The sequence below is a fragment of the Psychrobacter sp. LFX-11D genome, from assembly GCF_904846475.1.
GTDB classification, from domain to species: Bacteria; Pseudomonadota; Gammaproteobacteria; order Pseudomonadales; family Moraxellaceae; genus Psychrobacter; species Psychrobacter cryohalolentis.
This window is the reverse complement of sequence record NZ_CAJHAV010000011.1, coordinates 1-23,110: the sequence shown is the minus strand read 5'-3', so window position 1 is coordinate 23,110 and position 23,110 is coordinate 1. Positions and strand designations below refer to the sequence as shown.

The 23,110-nt window shown below is 42.3% G+C and carries 19 protein-coding genes; 11 read left to right on the top strand and 8 right to left on the bottom strand.

What is annotated here, in order from left to right:
* Nucleotides 1–125 precede the first annotated feature (125 nt).
* Both JMX75_RS09120 and JMX75_RS09115 read right to left on the bottom strand, forming a co-directional pair.
* Nucleotides 126–1,856 carry a sensor histidine kinase gene (locus tag JMX75_RS09120; RefSeq protein WP_011513026.1) on the bottom strand — a complete coding sequence of 577 codons (1,731 nt, stop codon included), beginning with the start codon at nucleotides 1,854–1,856 and terminating at the stop codon, nucleotides 126–128.
* 40 nt (nucleotides 1,857–1,896) lie between these two features.
* Nucleotides 1,897–2,532, bottom strand: coding sequence for a response regulator (locus tag JMX75_RS09115; protein WP_011513027.1), 636 nt, complete (start codon nucleotides 2,530–2,532; stop codon nucleotides 1,897–1,899).
* 406 nt (nucleotides 2,533–2,938) lie between these two features.
* Between JMX75_RS09115 and JMX75_RS09110 the strand changes: the two genes are divergently transcribed.
* The gene (locus tag JMX75_RS09110) at nucleotides 2,939–4,033 is read left to right on the top strand and encodes a serine hydrolase (protein ID WP_011513028.1); all 1,095 of its coding nucleotides are present in this window, start codon (nucleotides 2,939–2,941) and stop codon (nucleotides 4,031–4,033) included.
* Between the two features lie 111 nt (nucleotides 4,034–4,144).
* Entirely contained in the window at nucleotides 4,145–4,825 is a 681-nt protein-coding gene (locus tag JMX75_RS09105) for a thiamine phosphate synthase (protein ID WP_133105228.1), read from the top strand.
* 27 nt (nucleotides 4,826–4,852) lie between these two features.
* On the opposite strand, the gene JMX75_RS09100 is transcribed toward JMX75_RS09105, so the two are convergent.
* Entirely contained in the window at nucleotides 4,853–5,182 is a 330-nt protein-coding gene (locus tag JMX75_RS09100) for a TraR/DksA family transcriptional regulator (RefSeq protein WP_133105227.1), read from the bottom strand.
* Between the two features lie 322 nt (nucleotides 5,183–5,504).
* On the opposite strand from JMX75_RS09100, the gene JMX75_RS09095 reads away from it, so the two are divergent.
* The 5 genes from JMX75_RS09095 (at nucleotide 5,505) to ruvB (ending at nucleotide 10,668) form a co-directional block, all read left to right on the top strand.
* Entirely contained in the window at nucleotides 5,505–6,707 is a 1,203-nt protein-coding gene (locus JMX75_RS09095; protein ID WP_201532086.1) for a phosphoglycerate kinase, read from the top strand.
* 260 nt (nucleotides 6,708–6,967) lie between these two features.
* Nucleotides 6,968–7,333, top strand: a complete 366-nt coding sequence (locus JMX75_RS09090; RefSeq protein ID WP_201532085.1) for a hypothetical protein — start codon at nucleotides 6,968–6,970, stop codon at nucleotides 7,331–7,333.
* A 421-nt stretch (nucleotides 7,334–7,754) separates the two neighbouring features.
* Nucleotides 7,755–8,789, top strand: a complete 1,035-nt coding sequence (fba, locus tag JMX75_RS09085) for a class II fructose-bisphosphate aldolase (protein WP_020442949.1) — start codon at nucleotides 7,755–7,757, stop codon at nucleotides 8,787–8,789.
* 87 nt (nucleotides 8,790–8,876) lie between these two features.
* Nucleotides 8,877–9,500: a Holliday junction branch migration protein RuvA gene (gene ruvA / locus JMX75_RS09080; RefSeq protein ID WP_201532084.1), complete on the top strand. Its 624-nt coding sequence runs from the start codon at nucleotides 8,877–8,879 to the stop codon at nucleotides 9,498–9,500.
* 187 nt (nucleotides 9,501–9,687) lie between these two features.
* Nucleotides 9,688–10,668 (top strand): Holliday junction branch migration DNA helicase RuvB, encoded by a 981-nt coding sequence (gene ruvB / locus JMX75_RS09075; RefSeq protein ID WP_041772439.1) that lies wholly within the window; start codon nucleotides 9,688–9,690, stop codon nucleotides 10,666–10,668.
* A gap of 184 nt (nucleotides 10,669–10,852) precedes the next feature.
* On the opposite strand, the gene JMX75_RS09070 is transcribed toward ruvB, so the two are convergent.
* From JMX75_RS09070 to JMX75_RS09055, 4 genes are all read right to left on the bottom strand, one after another.
* Nucleotides 10,853–12,514, bottom strand: a complete 1,662-nt coding sequence (locus JMX75_RS09070; protein WP_201532083.1) for an ABC1 kinase family protein — start codon at nucleotides 12,512–12,514, stop codon at nucleotides 10,853–10,855.
* Nucleotides 12,515–12,571: 57 nt separating this feature from the next.
* The gene (locus tag JMX75_RS09065; RefSeq protein ID WP_201532082.1) at nucleotides 12,572–13,267 is read right to left on the bottom strand and encodes an SCP2 domain-containing protein; all 696 of its coding nucleotides are present in this window, start codon (nucleotides 13,265–13,267) and stop codon (nucleotides 12,572–12,574) included.
* A 118-nt stretch (nucleotides 13,268–13,385) separates the two neighbouring features.
* Nucleotides 13,386–14,465: a bifunctional demethylmenaquinone methyltransferase/2-methoxy-6-polyprenyl-1,4-benzoquinol methylase UbiE gene (gene ubiE / locus JMX75_RS09060; RefSeq protein ID WP_201532081.1), complete on the bottom strand. Its 1,080-nt coding sequence runs from the start codon at nucleotides 14,463–14,465 to the stop codon at nucleotides 13,386–13,388.
* A gap of 78 nt (nucleotides 14,466–14,543) precedes the next feature.
* Nucleotides 14,544–15,254, bottom strand: coding sequence for an FFLEELY motif protein (locus JMX75_RS09055; protein ID WP_201532080.1), 711 nt, complete (start codon nucleotides 15,252–15,254; stop codon nucleotides 14,544–14,546).
* Between the two features lie 342 nt (nucleotides 15,255–15,596).
* Here JMX75_RS09055 and JMX75_RS09050 point away from each other — a divergent pair, with 342 nt between their 5' ends.
* Nucleotides 15,597–17,267 (top strand): ATPase, encoded by a 1,671-nt coding sequence (locus JMX75_RS09050; RefSeq protein WP_201532079.1) that lies wholly within the window; start codon nucleotides 15,597–15,599, stop codon nucleotides 17,265–17,267.
* A 747-nt stretch (nucleotides 17,268–18,014) separates the two neighbouring features.
* Nucleotides 18,015–19,622, top strand: coding sequence for an inorganic phosphate transporter (locus JMX75_RS09045; RefSeq protein ID WP_011513041.1), 1,608 nt, complete (start codon nucleotides 18,015–18,017; stop codon nucleotides 19,620–19,622).
* A 109-nt stretch (nucleotides 19,623–19,731) separates the two neighbouring features.
* On the opposite strand, the gene JMX75_RS09040 is transcribed toward JMX75_RS09045, so the two are convergent.
* Nucleotides 19,732–21,369 carry an aminotransferase class I/II-fold pyridoxal phosphate-dependent enzyme gene (locus JMX75_RS09040; RefSeq protein ID WP_201532078.1) on the bottom strand — a complete coding sequence of 546 codons (1,638 nt, stop codon included), beginning with the start codon at nucleotides 21,367–21,369 and terminating at the stop codon, nucleotides 19,732–19,734.
* A gap of 451 nt (nucleotides 21,370–21,820) precedes the next feature.
* Here JMX75_RS09040 and msrB point away from each other — a divergent pair, with 451 nt between their 5' ends.
* The gene (gene msrB / locus JMX75_RS09035; RefSeq protein WP_201532077.1) at nucleotides 21,821–22,246 is read left to right on the top strand and encodes a peptide-methionine (R)-S-oxide reductase MsrB; all 426 of its coding nucleotides are present in this window, start codon (nucleotides 21,821–21,823) and stop codon (nucleotides 22,244–22,246) included.
* Between the two features lie 145 nt (nucleotides 22,247–22,391).
* Nucleotides 22,392–22,877: a glutathione peroxidase gene (locus JMX75_RS09030; protein ID WP_201532076.1), complete on the top strand. Its 486-nt coding sequence runs from the start codon at nucleotides 22,392–22,394 to the stop codon at nucleotides 22,875–22,877.
* The last annotated feature ends 233 nt before the right edge of the window (nucleotides 22,878–23,110 follow it).

The following is a 23,110-nucleotide window of genomic DNA, read 5'->3' as shown; positions in this document are numbered from 1 at the left end:
AAATAACGCTCTAAGGGTTTATCAGTCTTAATAACTGCATTGGTTACAGGTATTTTTTAATGAACAATATAAAGCCTTTTGTTTTACATTTTCTTTCAATTTTTTTTGAGAAGTAATTTTTTTCTTTAGATAAAAGTTGGACTAACGATGTCATTATGAACAGCAGGAAAAATTAGCCTAAAGCAGGTTTTTTGATGCTCAGGCACATACAGTAAGCGTGCCTGATTGGCTTCACAAAAGGCTTGTGATAAATATAGCCCAAGCCCTGTGCCTGATTGTTCGGTGGTAAAAAACGGATTAAATAAAGCGCTTAAATCATCTGCATTAACACCAGTACCGCCATCCAAAACATCGATTATAACATCGTTATCGGCACAATAAATTTCGATTTCCACAAAGGCATGAGGGTGGGCGTAACTACTATAGCGTAAACCATTATTGATTAAATTGATGAGTACCTGCTCTAACTGATGAATATCAAAAGAGATGGTAGGCTGGGTAAGAACATGTAGAAAGACATCATGTCCTTTAAAGTAATTGTCTAAAAATACAGGCATCCAATCAGCAAGGATAATGGTTTGTTGATTGGCCGTTTGCTGGCGCGACAGTTTTAATACGTCTTCGATAATGCGATTAACGCGTTTTGTTTGCGAAAATATCATTTTATAAAGCTCATGGTTGCCAGTCATCTGGCTATTTATATCATTATTAGCGAAAGGACTTAGGGCATTGTCATTGTCCATCTCGCTTTCTATAACATCTTCTATTAGCAACTGGCTAGCTTGCGAAATAGCTGCCAAAGGGTTTCTGATTTCATGAGCGATACTGGCGGTCAACTGTCCAAGTGAGGCGAGCTTTAATTGTTGCGCACTGGCTTGTTCACGGCGTAAATCCTCTAATATAATGAGTTTACTGTCGTCTTTTAACGGAATAATATCGACACGTAGCTTGCCAATGATAGAAGAGTTGGCAACAGCAGGCAGCTCATAAATAAAAGTACGCGTTAGTCCTGCGGCTACCGATAAGCAAGCATTAAACAATTGCAGATGTTGTTGGCCAAGTTGCTGCTCAAAAGCGGCTACTGGTTTTGACTGATTGTCATGACGGCTTGGGATGCTAAGTAGCTGATAAGCCGCAAGGTTGGCTAAGACCACTTGTTTGTCATCAATGACGATGACACCATTGACCATTTGAGAGATGACTTCTTGATTGATACTATTTAAACGCTCGACTTCTTTGGCATGGCGAACCGCCACTTTTTCAAGCTGTACCAAGCGCTGCGATATCGACCAGCTTAGACCGCCTACTGCCAAAAAGCTGGCTGACATGAGTAGGGCACTGCCTAAATTTGCCAAACTCATACTATTGGCAATGGCATAAAAAAACTGCTGATAAATCACAAAAATAATGGCAAGCAAAGTAATAATTAATGCTTGTGAGCCATGTAATAACATAAAGCTTGCTGCTACCACCACCATGTATAGCATGGTCAGCTGCAAATCAGGTGCGCCAGCGGTATAGAGCAGTAAGCTTAGGATAATGACATCTAGCGCCAACCCAAAAGCCAGCTGTCGGCGCATATGCTTACCAACGGTATAAAATAATCCTAGCAAGATTAAACTCAGCAAAACGTAAAAACTGAGCACGGTTTGCTGCAAGAAACTTGGCAATGATGGGCTGCCATCCGTGCGAACCGTAATATATACCATCAGCATAAAAAACAAGCTGACGATAAAGCGATAACTGCTATAAATCATCCCCAGTTTGCGTAACTGCGGCACAGGCAAAATATCATCTTGCTCTAGATAGTCAGTAATAACAGCGATAAGCTTGGAGGCAGATTTGGCAGGATTCATGGATTAATAACTAATGTGCTTAATGAGAGGGACTTGATAATTAGGGTTGAATAAGACCATGGCGAATCGCCAAATGCGTCAATTTCACATCACTATCGACATTTACTTTTTCATAAATACGATAACGATAGGTATTGATGGTCTTCACACTGACAAATAACTGGTCTGCAATTTGTTGAGGGCTTTGACAGTTGACCACCATCATTGCTACTTGCTTCTCACGATCACTGAGCAAATCAAAAGGGGAATTGGCATTATCAGATAATAGTACGTCAGCTAATTGTTCAGCGACGTCTTGGCTAAAGTAGCGTCCACCTTGATAGATTTTTTTGACCGCTCGTATCATCTCATCAAGCGGTGTGCCTTTAGTAATATAGCCATTGACGCCTGCTTTAATCAACATTGAGGGATAAGGTTGAGCTGACATACTACTAACTGCCAAAATTTTGATACCCATATCCAGCTGAATCAAGCGTTTGGTTGCTTCCAGACCGCCGATATTGGGCATATTGACATCCAGTAATATCACATCAGGACGCAGCTGTTTTGCCATCTTTATCGCCATATCACCGCTGTCTGCCTCACCGACGACTTCGATATCTGCACTATCTGCCAGCATACGGCTAATACCCATCCGCACCAAATCATGATCATCTACTACTAATACTCGAATCATTGTTATACTCTTTTCTATCTATCAGAATAAAGGGTGCACTGCTAAATTTAAGTCATCTTAATCAATCTATTTGACCAATAACACTCATTTACGCATAAAAAAGCCAATATTAATTGCTTTATTTGGACAGTAGAGACGTAATAAGGTGTCTACCAGCGTTAATGTAATGCTATATTGCGCTAATGTTAACTAATATTGCTGTAACATCAAGTAAGTGTAGTAAAATTTGAATGTGGCACTGAAATGCCATCTAATTGATTTAGTACATTAAACTTAAATGTAAACCATGATACACTAAAAATACAAAAACTCTATGTGAGTATCTACAAACACACCTATAAACGCTACGTACGTAGTTGGCGTCAGTCAGTATGTCACTGATGACAGCACGTAAGCAGGAGGCAGAATGAAGCAACTACCATTAACCAAACAGCAATTAATCGCTGCTATGATTTCATTGAGTTTGGGCAGTGTCGCACAAGCCGCACTTACAATTAATGGTAGCGCCAGCGCTGAGTCTAGTGCTCGCTTGAGCTGGGGCGGTGCCGATAGCTTGTCTGAAGCGCGCAGTATCATGTCTAGGTCTGGCAACAGCTCTACGATTAAAAAAATAGATAACGGTTCTGGTACAACCAGTATTACCAATACGACCAGTTTTGGTAGTAGTAATAACAACAGTTATAATAATGCCAATAGCTACAACACCACGTATCGCGGTAGTTTTGGCAACAGTAATATGATTCCGATCAGCACTGATTCGCGCAGTGTCGCGGTTATTGATGCAGAAACCGGTGAGTCAATTTATCAAAAAGATGCGGATATCGCGCGTCCAATGGCCAGTATTACCAAGGTAATGACGGCTATCGTGGTACTTGATGCCGGCTTAGATATGCGTGAAGAGCTAACACTTGATCCAGAAGATTTCGTTGGTCCAAAGCGTGCCAGCTCTAACCTAAAGTCAGGCGATCGTCTCAATCGTGCTGAGATGCTATTAATGGCATTAATGAAATCAGAAAATCCTGCAGCAAAAAGTCTTGCCCGTAATTATCCGGGTGGCTATAGCGCCTTTATACGTGCGATGAACCGTAAAGCACAAGAGCTTGGTATGAGTACCGCTTTCTTTGGTGACCCAACTGGTCTGGATAAGCGCAACGTAGCTTCCTCAAATGACTTGGTTAAAATGGTTCGTGCTGCTGGTAACTATGACGTGATTCGTCGTTTCTCAACCACTAAGAGCTATGATTTTTTTGTCTCTAACTTCTCAAGTGGTAACCGTACTTACAAAGCCAATAACACCAGCAGCTTAGTTCGTGATGGCAGCTATCCTATCGGCATCTCAAAGACAGGTTTTATCAATGAAGCAGGGCGTTGTGTTGTCATGGAGACGCGCGTCAATAATCGTCCTGCTATTATCGTAATTTTGGGTGCCAATAGCTCAGCAACGCGCTGGGGTGACGCCAAAAATATCTTAAATAGCTTGGCAACACGCCGCACGGTATAAAATTACAGCGTTAAATGAGCAGTATCAAAAGACATTTATAATAAAAGGCTGTTATGCGATATAACAGCCTTTTTATTATGTCAAAAACGTATTGATATTAAGGAGCATTACATGATTCAGCCATCAGTCTCTACGGTTTCTCATACTATACCTAAGCTATATTTGCTGACTAATGATGATGAGTTTAGCCTTTTATATCAAAAGTTAGAAGCCGCTTTAGCAACAGGATTGATTGCTCTTTTACAAATACGCCGTAAGCAGATATTGGCATTGCCTGACGGTGAGTCTGTTCTTTATAAAGAAGCGCTACAAATCGTTAATTTGGCTAAAACCTACAATGTGCCAGTATCGATAAATGACAATATTGCTTTGGCCGAAAAACTTGGTATCGGCGTGCATTTGGGACAGCAAGATGGTGATCTTAGTGAGGCAGCACAATCTTTAGCCCCGAAACAAATCATTGGTCGCACTTGTCATGGCGATATAACACTAGTCAAAGCTGCGAAAAATGAAGGCGCAAGCTATGCCGCCATGGGTGCAATCTTTGTTTCAACAACCAAGCCCAATGCTGCCACTATCTTACGCCAGCAACTGATAGAAGGCTGCCAGCAAGATATAAAAATATGCGTGATAGGCGGTTTAACGGCAGAAAACATCTCAGAGCTGGCAGGGTTACCTATTGCTTATATAGCAATCGTTGGCGATATCATGGATTTACCTGTCCATCAAATCGCGATGCGTTGTCAACAGTGGCATCAAGTACTTAATAAGTGGAATGTGCCTGCTGAATAAATACTATTTTAAAATATAAGCACGAATTTATTCAGCGTGCTGCATACATAAAGTTGCATAAGGCAATGCTTGCAAGCGCTGTGCTTCGATAGGCTCAGCGCATACCTCACATTCTCCATAGCTGCCACTGTCGATACGGCTTAAAGCGTGGTCTACAAAACCTAAGCTTTGCTGTGCCTCAACCATTAAGTTCTTGCGCATGTCATTCTGACGATAAGCAATCGCTTGATCTTCCCAATGTTCATTGAGATCATCTTGCGGATTTTGGATATGGTCCTCAATGTCAGCAATCCGAGTTTGGTACTCTTGTTTTAGTTGTAATAGATTTTGTTTGGCAGCTTCAAAGTCGATACTCATTGATTTCTCCGAATGGTTTATTGTTATGGCACAAGTACGCTATTGATCATAGATAGCTAAACGACTCAGTACCACCACAAAATGTTAATGAGAGTGTTATTAGTTTGAGAAGATAAATTTGCTTATCGCTAAATTTATCTTAGGTGACATATAAGTACAGACTATAAAACTGTTAGAATACACCGCCTTAAATACTTGTTAGGACAGTTTTCTAAAACTGCCAGCAATAGGATTTGATGAAATAAATTTGCTAAAGAATATCCAATAAACCGTTGGCGAACCGTCATACAGATTGATAACAGATGATATATAGGAGCAGGTAATGAATTTTTTGCGTATGAGCGAGCTGAGTTTGACCGATAAAGTAGTGTTGATTCGTGAAGACCTTAATGTCCCTATTAAAGCGGGTAAAGTGGCTAGTGATGCACGCCTGCAAGCAAGTTTGCCGACGATTAAGATGGCGCTAGAAAAGGGTGCAGCAGTGATAGTCTGCTCGCATTTAGGACGCCCGACAGAAGGCAATCCTGAAGCCATTTATTCGTTAGCACCCGTTGCTGACTATTTAAGCGATAAACTATCCGCGCCTGTTACGCTGAATAGTGATTACCTTACTCAAGGCGTCGCTATCGAAGCAGGTGAAGTCGCACTGCTAGAGAACGTACGTTTTAATGAAGGCGAAAAGAAGAATGATGCAGCGCTTGCACAAAAATATGCTGATTTGTGCGATATATTTGTGATGGACGCTTTTGGCACAGCACATCGTGCCCAAGCATCAACAGAAGGCGTGACCCAAGCGATGTATAAAGCTGGTAAGACCGCCTGTGCTGGACCTTTATTGGCAGCAGAGCTTGATGCTTTAAGCCTAGCACTTGAAACGCCAGCACAACCTATGCTCGCTATCGTTGGTGGCTCAAAAGTTTCTACCAAATTAGAGGTTTTACATAGTTTGGCTGAGCTTTGCTCACAGATTATCGTTGGTGGCGGGATTGCAAATACCTTCTTAGCCGCGCAAGGTCATAGTGTTGGTGCGTCACTTTATGAAGCAGATCTGCTCGATACAGCTCGTGAAATCATGGGTAAAACTGAGATTTTATTGCCTGAATATGTCGTCGTTGCTGATAAAAATGAGATTGATTTTGCAGATTTCACAGGCTCGCTTCAAAAGGCAGTTGCTAGCATCAAGTCTGTTGATGCGATTGGCGATAATGACATGATATTAGATATCGCACCAGAGAGTGCCATGAAATTGGCAGAGGCGATCAACGATGCTAAAACCATCTTATGGAATGGTCCAGTCGGTGTTTTTGAAGTGGATGCGTTTGGTCAGGGTACTCAGATAGTGGCAGAAGCGGTCAAAAACAGCCAAGGTTTCTCGATTGCAGGTGGCGGTGATACACTTGCTGCGATTGATAAATATCAAGTGGCTGATGGCGTCAGCTACATGTCAACGGGTGGCGGTGCGTTCTTAGAGTTTGTAGAAGGTAAAATCTTGCCAGCGGTTGCTGCTTTACAAATTAATGCATAACCTCTTAACGATACTTCAGCAGATGAGTAACATTAGCCGTACAACTTAGCCGCAGTATCTAAGGTACGCTGTACGGATAATATTTTGGCTACTATTCATATCTTATTGTTTTCAAGGCAATAAGTTCGAATCGTCATCGATTATTATTAAGTGGTAATTATTTGTTTCTATACTGAAAATTGTTATTGCATGTCCAATTTGCACTCTATAAAATAGCGCAAACCATGTATTTGACATGCTTTATTTATGAGGGATTTATTATGTTAAAACGTCATTTATTACTTGCTAGTGTTCTTGCCGGTACTTTTGCAATCACTGCATGTAGCCAAGAAACACAAGATAAAACCGATGCTGCTGCTGAATCAGCTGGCGAAGATGCTGCTGCGAATACAGAAGCCGCTGCTGCTGAAGCTGAAGTAGCTGCCCAAGAAGCGGGCGCTGAAGCTGCAGAAAATGCTGAAGTTGCTGGCGCTGCTGCGACTGATGCACTAGCAAATACTGGCGAAGCGGTTGTGGTAGGCGCAAATGAAGCCGTGTCCGCTACTGCTGGTGTGGTTGCCGATGGCGCAGCTGCTGTTGAAGATAAAGCTAGTGAAAATGCAGTAGAAGCAGAGCAGCAGTACTAATCAGCAGTTTTGATTTTAAGTATTAGTGATACACATCAATTGTTTTATAAGCCTATAAAATATATAAAAGCTTTGGTAATTGCCAAGGCTTTTTTTATGGATAAAAATAATCAATTTGATCCATAAAAAGCAAGTCATGAATTTTTTATAGACGAAATCGTCTATCTAGCTGTGCAAATAAGGTATAAAAACCAAACAGACAAACAAATAGTCAGTTAAGCGCTACGAAGCGCTGGTAATTTTTGCTATAATCACGGCGTAATAATGACGAGCAGAAAGCAGTGGTTTTTGTTGGCTTATAATGGAATACCCATTGCAAAGCTAGGTCGCAGTGCAAATGTGGCAACGTCTTATTGTTAAAAATGATGTTTTAATATCATTTTCAAAATACTATTTTTAGAATATAACCAGAGAGCGTTTTATGGCCTTAATATCGTTACGTCAACTTTTGGATCATGCTGCTGAACACGGCTATGGTGTTCCTGCTTACAATGTTAATAATTTAGAGCAGATGCGTGCCATTATGATGGCGGCTGACGCCTGTGACTCTCCTGTGATTGTACAAGCCAGTGCCGGTGCCCGTAGTTATGCAGGCTCTGCATTTTTGCGTCATCTGATTATTGCTGCTATCGAAGAGTGGCCACATATTCCAGTCGTTATGCATCAAGACCACGGTATGTCACCTGCTATTTGCCAACGCTCAATTCAGCTTGGCTTCTCATCAGTGATGATGGACGGCTCGCTTGGTACAGACGGTAAAACGCCGATGGATTATGACTATAACGCCAGCGTGACTCGCGAAGTAGTCAAAATGGCTCATGCTTGCGGTGTTTCAGTCGAAGGCGAGATTGGTTGCTTAGGTAGTCTTGAAACTGGCATGGCAGGCGAAGAAGATGGCTCTGGCGCAGAAGGCGTATTGGATCACGAGCAGCTATTGACCAGTGCTGATGAAGCAGAGCAGTTCGTTAAAGACACTAACGTCGATGCGTTAGCGATTGCTATCGGTACCAGTCATGGTGCTTATAAGTTTACGCGTCCACCGACAGGCGATATCTTATCGATTGAGCGCGTCAAAGAAATTCATGCCCGTATTCCTAACACTCACCTAGTTATGCATGGTTCATCATCAGTACCACAAGAATGGCTAAAAGTCATCAATGAAAATGGTGGCAACATCGGTGAGACTTATGGTGTGCCTGTCGAGCAAATCGTTGAAGCGATTAAGCATGGTGTGCGTAAAGTAAATATCGATACCGATTTACGTTTGGCATCAACAGGCGCGATTCGTAAATTCCTTGCAGAAAATCCTAGCGAATTTGATCCACGTAAATACTTCAAAGCCTCTATGGTTGCGATGTCAGATATCTGTACCAATCGTTTTGAAGCCTTTGGTTCAGCGGGTCAAGCGCATAAGATTCGTCCAATCAGTCTTGAAGGTATGGTTAATTTTTACTAGTAAGCTGACATGGTAAAAGAGATTGATTGATAGTTAGATGATGGTTTAGCTCATTTTTATAATAGTCTATATAAGAGATCGTGGATTATGATTGGATTGATTAATGGACAGGTGCAATACTTAATGGCACCGACTGCCTGTATCATGACCACCTCTGGTGTTGGCTATGATATTGAGCTACCATTGCCGTCATTTTGCCAATTGCGTCTTAACGAGCAGGCGAGCATTTGGACGCATTTCCATGTGCGCGAAGATGCGCAGCTGCTCTATGGTTTTATTGACCGTAAAGAGCGTGATGTCTTTCGCCAGCTGATTAAAATCAACGGTGTTGGGGCAAAAATGGCATTAGCAATGCTATCTGCAATGTCAGCTGCTGAGCTAAAAATGCATGTCGAGCAAGATTCAGAAGCGGCATTGACACGTATCCCAGGTATCGGCAAAAAGACAGCGCAGCGTTTATTGATTGAGCTAAAAGATAAGCTGAAAAATATCGAAGTCGACAGCAGTCATTTAGAATTTGCTATGCAGCCGGTACCAATATCTGCTGAAGGAAGTATCATTGCTGAAGTTGAAGGCGCGTTGATTAGCTTGGGCTACAAAGAAAAAGAAGCTCAGCAAGCTATTAAGGCGGCAAAAAGTAATGGTGAGACATTTGCAGATACACAGAGTTTGTTAAAAGCTACCTTGCAGCAATTTCAAAGTTTTAAATAAGAGTATCTTTCAACACAACATTAATTAAAAAAACAGCGATTGAAAATAAGCGACATTAGATGTCGCTTATTTTCGTTTTAGCACCTGCTTTATCATGTTTTGCATGACTTATGAGCAGCGTTTGGTTATGCTATTTATTACCTAATCTTTTAAAAATAATGCTTTAAGCATAATGGCAAAAACTATGATGCAAGATCGTTTGATTAATCCGCTAGAAGGGGCGTCAGATGCCCCTGATGCCAATATTCGACCAGCATTATTGGCGGAATATATCGGTCAGCCCGTCGTACGCGAGCAGATGGAAGTCTTTATTCAAGCGGCACGGGCGCGTGATGAAGCGTTGGATCATACGCTCATCTTTGGACCACCAGGCTTAGGAAAAACGACCCTTGCCAATATTATTGCTCGCGAGATGGGTGGCAATCTACGTTCTACTTCAGGGCCTGTCCTTGAGCGCGCTGGCGATTTGGCAGCGATGCTGACCAATTTGGAAGCTGGTGATGTCCTATTTATTGATGAGATTCACCGCTTAAGTCCGGTAATTGAAGAAATTCTTTATCCAGCGATGGAGGATTTTCAGCTGGATATCATGATTGGTGAAGGACCAGCAGCACGCTCTATTAAGCTTGATTTGCCGCCATTTACGTTAGTTGCAGCAACCACCCGAGCCGGATTATTAACGTCACCACTGAGAGATCGCTTTGGTATCGTGCAGCGACTAGAGTTTTATAATATTGCTGATTTAACCACCATTGTCAGTCGTGCAGCGCGGTTGATGCGCGTGCCAATGAGTGAGGATGGGGCCGTTGAAATTGCGCGCCGTGCACGTGGTACGCCAAGGATTGCCAACCGTCTATTACGACGTGTACGTGATTATGCTCAGGTCAGAGGCGATGGCAGTATTAATGGCGCAATTGCTGGTAGTGCGCTCGATATGCTCGCAGTCGATAGACGTGGTCTCGATCATTTGGATAGACGTTATATTGAGATATTGCACGAGCGTTTTGACGGTGGACCTGCTGGCGTTGAAGCGGTGGCAGCAGCGATGGCTGAAGACCGCGGTACGTTAGAGGATGTGATTGAGCCATACCTTATCCAACAAGGCTATGTACTTCGGACTGCACGTGGTCGAGTATTAACGCAGATGGCGATCGATCAGATGCTATAAAGTTAGTCTAAAAAAATGTGCCTACACTTAATTAGAATATTAAATGTAGGCACATTTTTTTTGTTTTATTTTTTATAGTATCTATTAAATAGTGGATGAAGGCTCAAGCCAAACGCTTATGCCTATCTATTTTTAATAAGTACTTGTTATTGTCAGAAGTCTTTTAGTCAAAGCTACTAACGGTTTAGGCTAAGATACGCCACACGACTGCCAAAATCGCTAAGAGGTAAAAAATAGGTGATAGCCAACCGATAACTTGTGTTGCAATGGCTATGAAAATAGCAAAGCCCGCCAGCGCCAACCAATCTCGGCGACGGTCGTTTAGCATATCGGCACGGATTTGTTGAATCTCACGCAGTTGACTGTCTTGACGTGATCCTTGTGAAGCAAGGCTCTGTAACCCTTGATCTAGCAGTCTTGGGATATCAGTGGTCGATAATAAAATCTCAGGCAACTGCTGACGTAGCTGTTGTAAATTACGCATCGGATCAAGCTGCTCCTTAATCCAGCTGCTTAAGATTGGCTTGGCAAGCGACCAGATATCAAGATTAGGATACAAGTCGCGACCAAGTCCTTCGACATGCACTAAAGTTTTGAGCAGTAGCATCAACTGCGGTGGAATACTCATATGATGGCGGCGGGCGATATCTAATATTTGCATTAATACACCGGCAAAGTCGATATCGTTAATGGATTTTTGTAACATCGGACCGACAGTGCGTTTCATATCACGCATCAATGCATGCTTATCAGCACTTGGCGGTATCCAGCCAGCTCGACTGACGATATCAACCATCGCTGTAAAGTTGTTATTCATCACGGACAATAACATTCGCGCGACGATAAGCTGATCGTCCTTTGATAAGGTGCCCATGATGGCGCAATCAAGCCCAATATAACGCGGCTCATGTCCTAAGTCCACGGCGGCCATATTTGCAGTCAAGGTATTGACTGGCGGCGTCTCGACAAAAACATTGCCGGGGTGCATGTCGGCATGGAAGAAGTTATCACGGAATACTTGGGTAAAAAATATCGTTAAGCCTTTTTCTGCCAATGCTGCACGGTCATAGCCTAATTGATCAAATACCTCAATTTGTGAGATTGGAACGCCTTGTATACGCTCCATGACCATGACATTTTTATTAGCATCATAGACTTCTGGCACATACATCAAGGCCGAGCCCAAAAAGTTGTTGCGCATCTGCGTTGTATTGTCTGCCTCTAATGTCAAGTCTAACTCGTTGAGCATGACTTGACGGTAGTCTTCAACAATATCGATGATGTGTATGGCACGAGCTGCTTCGATACGCGCCGATGCCCAATTAGCGAGTTCTCGTAGCAATTCAAAATCTGCAATAATGGTCGTGCGAATATCAGGACGAACCACTTTGACCACCACTTCACGCCCATCATGCAGCGCAGCGGTATGTACTTGGGCAATAGAAGCAGCTGCTAGAGGCTTGACGTCAAAACGCGCAAATAAAGAGCCAATAGATTGACCGAGACCGTGTCTAGGGTCTTGGATTTGCGCAATCGCAATATCAGAATCGAAAGATTTAACTTTATCTTGCAGTTGAATAAGTTGCGCAATAATCTCAGGTGGCACGAGGTCACGGCGGGTCGAGAGTAATTGTCCAAGCTTTAAAAACAGTGTGCCCATATCTTCAAGCGCGTATTTAATCGCATTAGGCTGATGCTTTTTACCCCACGCAGCTGGATGCATACGGATTAAACGCACCAAAGGCTGTAGTTGCGGCGCCTCTTCGACAGAAAAATGAGTGTCAATACGATAGGTGGCGGCAATGCGCCATAGCTCAAGTAAACGGGCGCGATGGGATAATAGCATGAGATATAAATACTCTAGATAAAGTCAAAAATAAGGTAGGCGTTGTAGAAAAGACAATTATCTACTATGAGTTAAACGTGCTTGCTCATCTTTAATAGCGGCTAGTTTGGCTTCTTCACGTTCAACATCGGCGCGCAGTTTCAGTAGTTGCTGCTTAAGCGCATTTACTTCAGTTACATCTATTGGGTCAGGTGCACTATTACCTGCAACATCGTTTGCCCAATCGCTAACATCGTTAAAAGCACGCTTGGCACTATGACGCCAGCTGCCTTTGAGCTGCGATATCAGGAGGTGCAACTGGCTCGCCATCGATTTACCAATAAATGGTTCAAGTTGTCCCGCAACATCAGGATCAAAGCCTGCAACCAATTGATTGAGTTGCATAAGTACTTTGTAATCGCCCTCAATAGGCAAGTTGCCTTCTGTACCGCGCATGAGATTCAGTAGCTGGGCAGGATTATCAACGGTAATAATACAATCTGGGCGGCTATGACCAAGACGCGCACGATCCATACTGGCTTTTTGACGCTCATTCATAGCGCCACTTTGCTCAAACACACTTTCAGTCGTCACTGGCTCAAAACGCAAGCGCTCTTGGGTGAATAGCACATCTAAATTCACCTCAGGCGTGCCCATGTTGAGACGCAGTACTTTGCCAGCAAGTGGCGCTAAACCCGCTTTGGTAATTTCATCACTGGCAATAGCCATATTAATTAGCTTTTCAGCACCGGCCAAAAGTAGAACAGTCAGCATAAGGCTCTCGCATAGTCAGTTGAGCGCCTTAAAAGAGCGCATTATTTATAAATATAAGTTGCCATCATTTTACATAATGGCACTTTTATCGCTATGTATTGTAATTTAAAACTTAATCTTATGCTTTAAAGCCGCGATGTACCGCGACGATACCAGCTGTCAGATTATGATAATCACAATTTTCAAAGCCTGCTTGCTCCATCATCTGCTTTAGTGTCTGCTGATCAGGGTGCATACGAATCGATTCAGCTAAGTATTTATAGCTTTCTGAATCGTTAGCAACCAGCTTACCCATCATCGGTAGCGCTGTGAATGAATATAAATCATAGGCTTTTGATAATGGCTCAAAGATAGGTTTTGAGAATTCTAGTATTAATAAGCGACCACCTGGCTTAAGCACACGGTACATCGATTTTAACGCAGCATCTTTATCTGTGACGTTACGTAGACCAAAGCTGATGGTCAGCAGATCAAAGCTATTATCATCAAATGGCGCTAGGGTTTCAGCGTTCGCCAAAACAAAATCGACATTATTACAGCCAGCATTAATCAAGCGCTCACGACCAACTTCTAGCATTGCCGCATTGATATCAGACAACACGACTTTACCGTTGCGACCGACTTCACGGCTAAAGACTTTGGCTAAATCACCCGTACCGCCAGCGATATCTAATACATGTTGACCAGCACGCACGCCAGATAAGCTGATGGCATAACGCTTCCACAAGCGATGAATACCAAATGACATCAAGTCATTCATGATGTCGTATTTTTTGGCGACAGAGGTAAATACGTCAGCCACACGTGCTTGTTTTTCTGCTTTATTAACGGTCTTATAGCCAAAATGGGTTTCTTCATGACCATCAGTATCAGACGTATGTGGATTATTGATATCGTCACGCTGGTTAAAAAGCGTTTGCTTAGTGGCTTGAGTATTTGTCTGTGCAGCGTCATTTACAGTGCTATTTTGGGCGTGGTTTTCAGTATTGGCATTTGGCATAGTGGTTTGTTGCCCTTGTGGCGTTCCTATGGGTAAATCTTCAACATGAGTAAAGTCATTGTTAATAACACTTGTAGCGGTATTTTGACGTGCTTTTACTTGAGCGGTAATATTTTGGTTATGAGTGATACTGTCTTGAACCAATTTATCTTGTATATGGCCATTAGTCGTCGTTTTATTATTTACATGATCAGTCATCGCGGTGTCCTATGATTTATTTTTATGCTTGTTTTTTGTCAGATAAAATACTAAGAGTTGTTGAGACAATGGCTCTTATCATACACCAAACGTAGCGGGCTTACCGCCCTTATCCGTGGCATGCACTTCATCAATAACTTCAAGCTCGCGCGCGCAAAACGGTTCAATAAAGCTGCTCACACTTTTTAAGGGTTTCATGGCTTTAAAGCCTGAGTCGATAAAGTCGTAAAGCGGCTGGAAGTTATAGCGATAGGCGGCACCTTTAGCCATCGCAAAGGCTTTTTTGAGCATAAATGAATTCAGGTCTTTATCGGTACGATAGCAAACGTCTTTTAAATTATTGATCTGTACGCGGCGCTCATCAGCTTCATCGACCGTACGGTAAGCGAGCAGCATATTTTCTTCATTGACCGTTAGCTCTTGTTCGAGTAGCCACTGCGCCAAATGCAAGTCGAGCTCAATCGCCAATATAGACGCTTGAATGCCCATACTGCCAGCTTCTAAAGATGACTCTTTGGCAAGACGCTCAAGTTTCTTGGCTTTAGGGAGAATGCGTCCTAATTGTTCTGCCAGTACTTTAAATTCATCACCACCATACAGCTGCGTTAAAAAATAATCTGCCATTAGCTGGTTTTTCGGTTGCTCAAACAGCGTGCTATGCGTACGCTTGATACGGGCTTGTTGCCATGATTGCACTTCATTAAGCTTCTTATTCAATGCAGCGTCTTCATGATGTGGCAGCGCCCAAAAGCGGTCAAGGTGCTGTTGTAAGTTGGCTAAAGCAGACATGGCAGGTCATCCTATAAAAATAATAATAGTCATCAAGTTGATAATAAAAGCTGGATAATAAGGGGGCTGGTTAGCGCTAAGTTTTCTACTTATAGGCAGCTATTAAACCATGCTCTTAAGATGTTGTTCACCTTAAAAGAAAATAAGACAGAATACAAATGCCAAACTGTTACATATAAAGATTGCTCAGCGCTTTCAGATAGTCAATTTATAAGACTTTATAACACAAATTACATAGCCACGTTATTTACTAAAAGAGCGTAGTGCTATGATAAAACAACTTAGCTATTTTAGACGATTATTTTAAACCAATTATTTGATAAGACTATAGCGAGCATAAACATGAGCAAAAAAAAGAATAAAACAGACAAGTCAGCAGAAGATGTGAGCGCGCCATTTAACGAGCAAGTCGTTGAGCAGCGTCTTATGCCCAATCCTTTGAGCAAGTTTTCAATGGATGAAGATGCGCTGCGATTGGCATTGGTTACAGCCCAGTTCGCTCTGCGTGCGACGCGCCAGCCAGAATCACCGAGTACTGATAAAGCCATTGGGTTATTAGTATTAGTCAATGGTATGGAGCAGGCAGGTAAGGGGACGGCGGTAACGCAATTGCGCCAGTGGGTCGATCCGCGCCTGCTTAAGGTCGAAGCAACCATTGGTTATTGTCCTTTAGCACACCAACCGATTTGGCAGACGCATACCAAAGCCATGCCGCGCCACGGTGATGTGATGGTATATTTTGGCAACTGGTATGCAGATTTACTTTATAACGTGATGCGCATGGCAAGCACAGAGAGCGAAAAGTCAGAAAAAAATAAGAAGAATAGGGATATTGAAGCGTTACCAATTGGTCAATGGCAAGACTATTTACGCCAGCAGCTAACGGAATTGCAAGCTTTTGAGCAAGACCTTGTGGCAAATCAAACGCAGCTACTAAAGTGCTGGTTTCATGTCGATATCGAGACTTTGCAGGCGAGGCTTAATGATGACGAGCCAGATCCGAAATTTCTATACCAAATTGATTGGCATGATATGACGATAGTGGCTAAGTTCAATGAAGTTGCTGCCGAATTATTACGCCAGCAAGGCGATTGGATTATCATCGATGGCACAGATAAATCGCAAGCAGCCATACATTTTTGTCATGAAGTCTTACATGCGATGCAAAAAGCGTTGTTTAGCAGCCGAGGAGAAAACAGTGCAGAATCAGATCAAGCACAAGATTCAAAGGGTACTCATAATAATCAAATAGAGTATCAGTCAATAAAGTTTGAGCGAGTAAAAATACCTAAGGTACTTACTGATATCGAAGATTCAGATATTGATAAATCTGACTACAATGACGCATTGGCTAAGAAGCAGGCACGCTTGGCAGAACTGTTACGTGCGCGTCAAGGTCAACATGTGGTGTTTGCCTTTGAAGGTATGGATGCAGCAGGAAAGGGCGGCGCTATTAAAAGACTGGTGGCGCCACTTGATCCACGTGAATATCAAATTTATAATATTGGCGCGCCCATGTTATATGAGCTACAGCATCCTTATTTGTGGCGTTTTTGGCAAAAGCTTCCGAACGAGCAGACAGACCGCATCAGCCGTATTGGTATTTTTGATCGTACTTGGTATGGGCGTGTCTTGGTAGAACGTATTGAAGTCTTTGCGACGGATGATGAGTGGCAGCGCGCTTATGATGAAATCAATCGCTTTGAAGCTGCCTTGGCAGCGTCAGGTACTCTGGTCATCAAGTACTGGCTGGCAATCGATAAAAAAGAGCAGCTTAAGCGTTTTGAGGAACGTGAAGAAACTGCATACAAACAATTTAAATTGACCGACGACGATTGGCGTAACCGTGATAAATGGTCAGATTATGTACAATCGGCGGCTGATATGCTGGCACGTACGGATACTAAGAACGCCCCTTGGTGTGTGATCGCTAATAATGACAAGCGCCAAGCGCGTTTAGAGGTGTTAGACCACGCTATCGAGCAGCTATCCGCGTTGCTTGCTGCCAGCTAAGTCATAAAGTGCTACATAGATAAGTTTTCTTAAAGCCTTGGAATGCGTAGCAAATGCTAAGCGGAAATTATTTATCTTATAGAAGCACTTTTAAGCCTATTCTTAAGCAGCTACCTATTCATTTATAGCTATTAATTTCCGCTGTTATCACTTGAATTGACTATGGCAATTCAAGTGTGTGTTGGCTAAAAATAACCCTATAACGTCTGATCTAAAGTGTATATTTCTTAAATCTTATATTCACAGTTACAAATCTTGTAATATCATCATGCATTATGCGTCTATATTTAATATAATAGGCGCGTAATGAGCGTTGCTATCTATTAAAATAGCTTGGTCTTCTGTTTATTTGTCTTTAATATCAATGTATTATTCACGATAAATAGCTTGTATAGAAGAACGCTATTATCATAAAAACGTAAGCCGCAAGATGCTTTAATCAGACGATTTGGCAATACCACTTGCGGCTTTATGACATTTTACTTAGGCGTTTTATCTTAGTTTCTGATTGTCGTTAAGCTCAATTGCTTATTTGCAAATGGCTATAACCGCTAAGATAAGATAATAAGGAGGGTGTCAAAGCATTGAGGCAGCTGTCTCAACACAGTATTCTAAAATTGTATTTCAAATAACCACGTTGCGCGCATGTTATTGTATTTTTGGGTAGTAATAATCACATCATTAATAGCCGCGTAATGTCATCATTTGTCAATAATTTCAATCAGCTTACGCAGGACGTATCAACGTATGGGTATTAGCAGCAGCTCTACAGAACCAACAAAATCAGTCGGCTCTATGAGAATCAATCTATTTTTTGCCATTTTAATGATTGGAATGACCGCCTACTTTTTGTGGTGGGGTCTAGATTACACCATGCACCAGCAGACGACGCTATTTATTGTCGCTACTGCTTTTGGTGTTTTTATGGCATTCAATATCGGCGGTAATGATGTCGCCAACTCTTTTGGTACCTCAGTCGGTGCAGGGACCTTAACCATCCCGCAAGCGCTAGGTATCGCGGCGATATTTGAAGTATCAGGCGCCGTGCTGGCAGGCGGTGAAGTGACCGATACGATTCGAAGCGGCATTGTCGATTTAGATGGTCTTTCAGTAACGCCCAACCAGTTCATTTATGTCATGCTTTCAGCGCTCATTGCTGCTGCATTTTGGCTGTTGTTTGCCACCAAAAAAGGCCTGCCGGTTTCGACTACACACGCGATTATTGGCGGCGTAGTTGGTAGCTCTATTGTATTGGGTATCACCTTAGGTGGTACTGAAATGGCATTGTCGACAGTGAATTGGGGCAAGATTGGCACGATCGCCATCTCTTGGGTTTTGTCACCGCTACTAGGCGGCGTTTTGTCTTATCTGCTATATGGACAGATTAAGAAAAACATCATTGAATATAATGATAAAACAGAGGCGCATATTGCTACTCTGAAAGACAGTAAAAAGACGTTAAAGCTGACGCACAAAGAGTACTTGGATGGTTTAACCGAGTCTGAGCAGTTGTCTTATACGTCAGCGATGTTGCGTGACCAAGAAATCTATAAAGATGATGATTGCGTCGTTGAAGATTTAGAGACGAACTATTACAAAGAACTTTATGAGATTGAAAACGAGCGCAGCAACCTCGATACCTTAAAAGCACTCAAGCAATGGGTGCCTATTATTGCGGCTGCAGGCGGCGCAGTCATGGCCTCTTTGGTCATCTTCAAAGGTTTAAAAAACGTCAATAATGGTATGACGACGTTGCAAGGCTTTTTAATTATGGGGATGATCGCAGCATTAGTATGGCTTGCGACTTATATTTATACTAAGAGTATCCGCGGTAAGCACAAAGAAGATTTGACCAAAGCCACGTTTATTATGTTTAGCTGGATGCAAGTCTTTACTGCATCAGCGTTTGCTTTTAGTCATGGTTCTAACGATATTGCCAACGCTGTTGGTCCATTTGCAGCGATTATGGATGTTATCCGTACCAATAGTATCTCAACAGAAGCAGCAGTACCACCTGCTGTGATGTTAACCTTTGGTGTGGCATTGATTGTCGGTCTTTGGTTCATCGGTAAAGAAGTGATTCAGACTGTCGGTACCAATTTGGCAAAAATGCATCCTGCTTCTGGTTTCTCAGCTGAGTTGGCTGCAGCTGCGGTTGTGATGGGTGCGTCGACGATGGGCCTACCAGTATCGAGCACGCATACCTTGGTCGGTGCTGTACTTGGCATTGGTATCGTCAATAGAGATACCAACTGGGCGCTGATGAAACCAATTGGTTTGGCATGGATTATTACCCTTCCTGCAGCAGCAAGTATGTCTGCAATCAGTTATATAGTGCTGATAAATATCTTTTAAAAGTTGAAATCAAAGTCATTTAATTTTTGATTAATACAAATAAAAAACGCTTATCGATATCATATCGGTAAGCGTTTTTTTATAGAAAAATATAGGTGTCATCTATATATTAGTCAGTACCAAACTGCTTACGCTTCTTAGCAAAAAAGCGGTCTAAGCGATCCATAGCGTCTTCTAAGTCGTGTAAGTTGGGTAAAAACACCAAGCGGAAATGGTCATTTTTATCCCAGTTAAATCCTGTGCCTTGTACCATCAAGACGTTTTCTTCTAACAATAAATCCATCATAAACTGCATATCATCTTTGATAGGGTAAATCTCAGGATCCATCTTTGGAAAGCAGTAAAACGCGCCTTGTGGCATGGTACAAGAGATACCTTTTATCGCATTAAGACGGGTCACTGCCAACTCGCGCTGCTTGTACAAGCGCCCTTTTTTAGACGTTAGGTCCTTCATGCTTTGATAGCCACCCATCGCTGTCTGAATCGCATATTGTCCTTGAACGTTAGAACACAGACGCATAGATGCAAGCATATCTAAACCTTCGATAAAGTCAGCCGCATGTTCTTTACGACCTGAAACCATCATCCAACCGGCACGAAAGCCTGCGATACGATGTGATTTTGATAAACCATTATAGGACAACACCAATACTTCATCGGTCAAAGTGCTCATCGGCGTATGTTCCATATCATCATAGAGAATACGGTCATAAATCTCATCCGCCATGATGATTAAATCATGCTCTTTTGCGACCTCGACGATTTGCAGCAGTACTTCATCACTGTACAGCGCGCCTGTCGGATTATTGGGATTAATAACTACGATGCCTTTGGTTTTGCTGGTGATTTTAGATTTGATGTCTTCAATATCAGGATGCCAGTTATCTTCTTCATTACAGCGATAATGTACCGCCGTACCGCCTGCGAGATTGGCAGCTGCCGTCCACAGTGGGTAGTCTGGCATCGGAACCAGCACTTCATCGCCATCATTCATCAGCGCTTGCAGGGTCATGACAATCAGCTCAGAGACGCCATTACCTAGATAGACATCACGAACATCAACTGCCGATAGCAGTCCCTTTGATTGGTAATATTGCAATACGGCTTTACGCGCTGAAAAAATCCCTTGCGAGTCTGAGTAGCCCGTCGCTTCCGGCAGATTCATCGCCACATCACGCAAAATCTCATGCGGTGCTTCTAAACCAAAAGGAGCAGGGTTGCCGATATTTAGCTTTAAGATACGCTTGCCTTCGGCTTCCATTTTATTGGCAGTTTGCAGCAGAGGACCGCGAATGTCGTAGCAGACGTTTTGTAATTTATCAGATTTTTTTATTGAGTTCATAGAGTGACCACTCATCAGGTTATTTGGTGAATTTTTGTGGGGAGTAGAAGAGGTAGTTGTTGTTGGTGTATTTTGACTAGTGCTATGAGGTTGCTCACCTGCATCGACAGCTTTATCATTATCAGACGATATACTGTCAGAATCGTCATCTGATTTGCTATCACTTTCAAGCTCACCGCGCAACAAATACCCTTCGCTACAACCTAAGAGTCGTGCAAGGGTAGGTAGCTTAGATGAGACAATCCCATTGGTCCCACGCTCCCAATTAGAGATAGCACCGCGGCTGACTTTAGCGCCAGCAGCAGTCATCGCTTGTGCCAGCTGCTCTGCCGTCATGCCTTTGTCACGGCGCAGCTGTACCAGTCGTTCAGCCTGTGTGCTTTTAGTCTTGTCATCAGCCGTCATTATGTAAGCCTTTTTTATTTTATGAATCTGTCATTAATCAGGTAACGAAACCAACTCTCTTGGATAAGTATTAAGCTAATGCTTTAAAAGAGAACTACTTTTAATTAACTGTCAATGCAAGATATTATTGCATATAGAAATTAAATGCAAGTTCTTTGTATATTATAGATTTTTAAAATGTAAGAAAATCTTGCATTGCAGAGATTTATAATGCATTAAGAGACTTCAGCTCAATAATAAACGATCTAACTTGTGATTTTTCGATATCAAATTGCCTACAGTATCTGGCACTGCCATTCCATGCAGTGAGTATTCTTGTTATAAACATCTTGAATAATAAGACGCTCGCCAACAGATAAAGCCTATCGTTTTTATAAAAAATAGCGATAAAGCCTCGATAAACCATTACTCACAATAGAGTAGACAATCAGTCATTCCATAAGGATACGTTATGCAAGACAATCAACTGAGCAAAGAAAAAATCAGCCAATTGACCGAGGCTGACTGGAAAGAGCGCTTAAGTGCTGAGGAGTATCATGTGTTGCGCGAGAAGGGCACAGAGCGACCATTTACGGGCGTTTACAATGATATTAATGATAAGGGTATTTATCGCTGTAAAGGCTGCGGTGCTAACTTGTTTGAATCAGACAATAAGTTTGATGCAGGGTGCGGTTGGCCAAGCTTTGATCAAGGTATCGATAATAGCGCCATCGATGAGCATATCGATGATTCGCTAGGCATGCGCCGTACTGAAGTGACTTGCAGCAATTGCGGCGCGCATTTGGGCCATGTATTCCCTGACGGTCCAAGTGAGACCACTGGCATGCGCTATTGCATCAACTCGTTGTCTATCGATTTAGATAAGTCTGAAGAATAGTGACAGCGGCGTGTAAGCTAATGAGGTAGTAGTAAAAAGAGTAGGGAGTATTGATATCTCCCTACTTATTATTAATATCACTAAGCTTATTAACCACAGTGTCTAACCTTTGATAGCAAACAAATAACTCATTTAAGGATGAATAATGACTACTATTTATGATTTTAGTGCTGAGCGTATCGATGGCACGACGCAAAATTTCTCTGACTATAAAGATCAAGTGTTGCTAATCGTTAATACCGCAAGCAAGTGTGGCTTTACGCCGCAGTTTGAAGGCTTAGAAGCGCTGTATCAGCAATATAAAGATCAAGGTTTGGTAATTATCGGTTTTCCCTGTAATCAATTCGCCAATCAAGATCCTGCTAATAATGATGAAATTGGCGCATTTTGCCAAAAGAACTATGGTGTGAGCTTTCCAATGATGGCAAAAGTCGACGTCAATGGCAGTGATGCTCATCGTGTGTTTGAATGGCTAAAAAATCAAAAAGGCGGGCTGCTCACAGACAGTATCAAATGGAATTTCTCCAAGTTTTTAATTGATAGTAAAGGGCAGGTAATTGCTCGTTATGCACCAACGACCAAACCTGAAGCGCTCAAGGCTGATATAGAACAAGCGCTGGCGGCAAAGTAAGTACTAGAGTGAAAAAGATTAACTATTCTGCGAAATTATAAAATCAATTAAAACAGATGCTTATAAATTTAATCACCAAAATAAGCAAAAATCTGTGATAAATATCAAAATAGTGTTTGACAGCCATGTGTAAATCTATATAATACACACCCACAGCAGCAGAGCTTAGTGACAAACTTAGAGCTCAGTTGATGTTGAATAAATTGCTTAGCAATTGTTCGAAGGGTGATTAG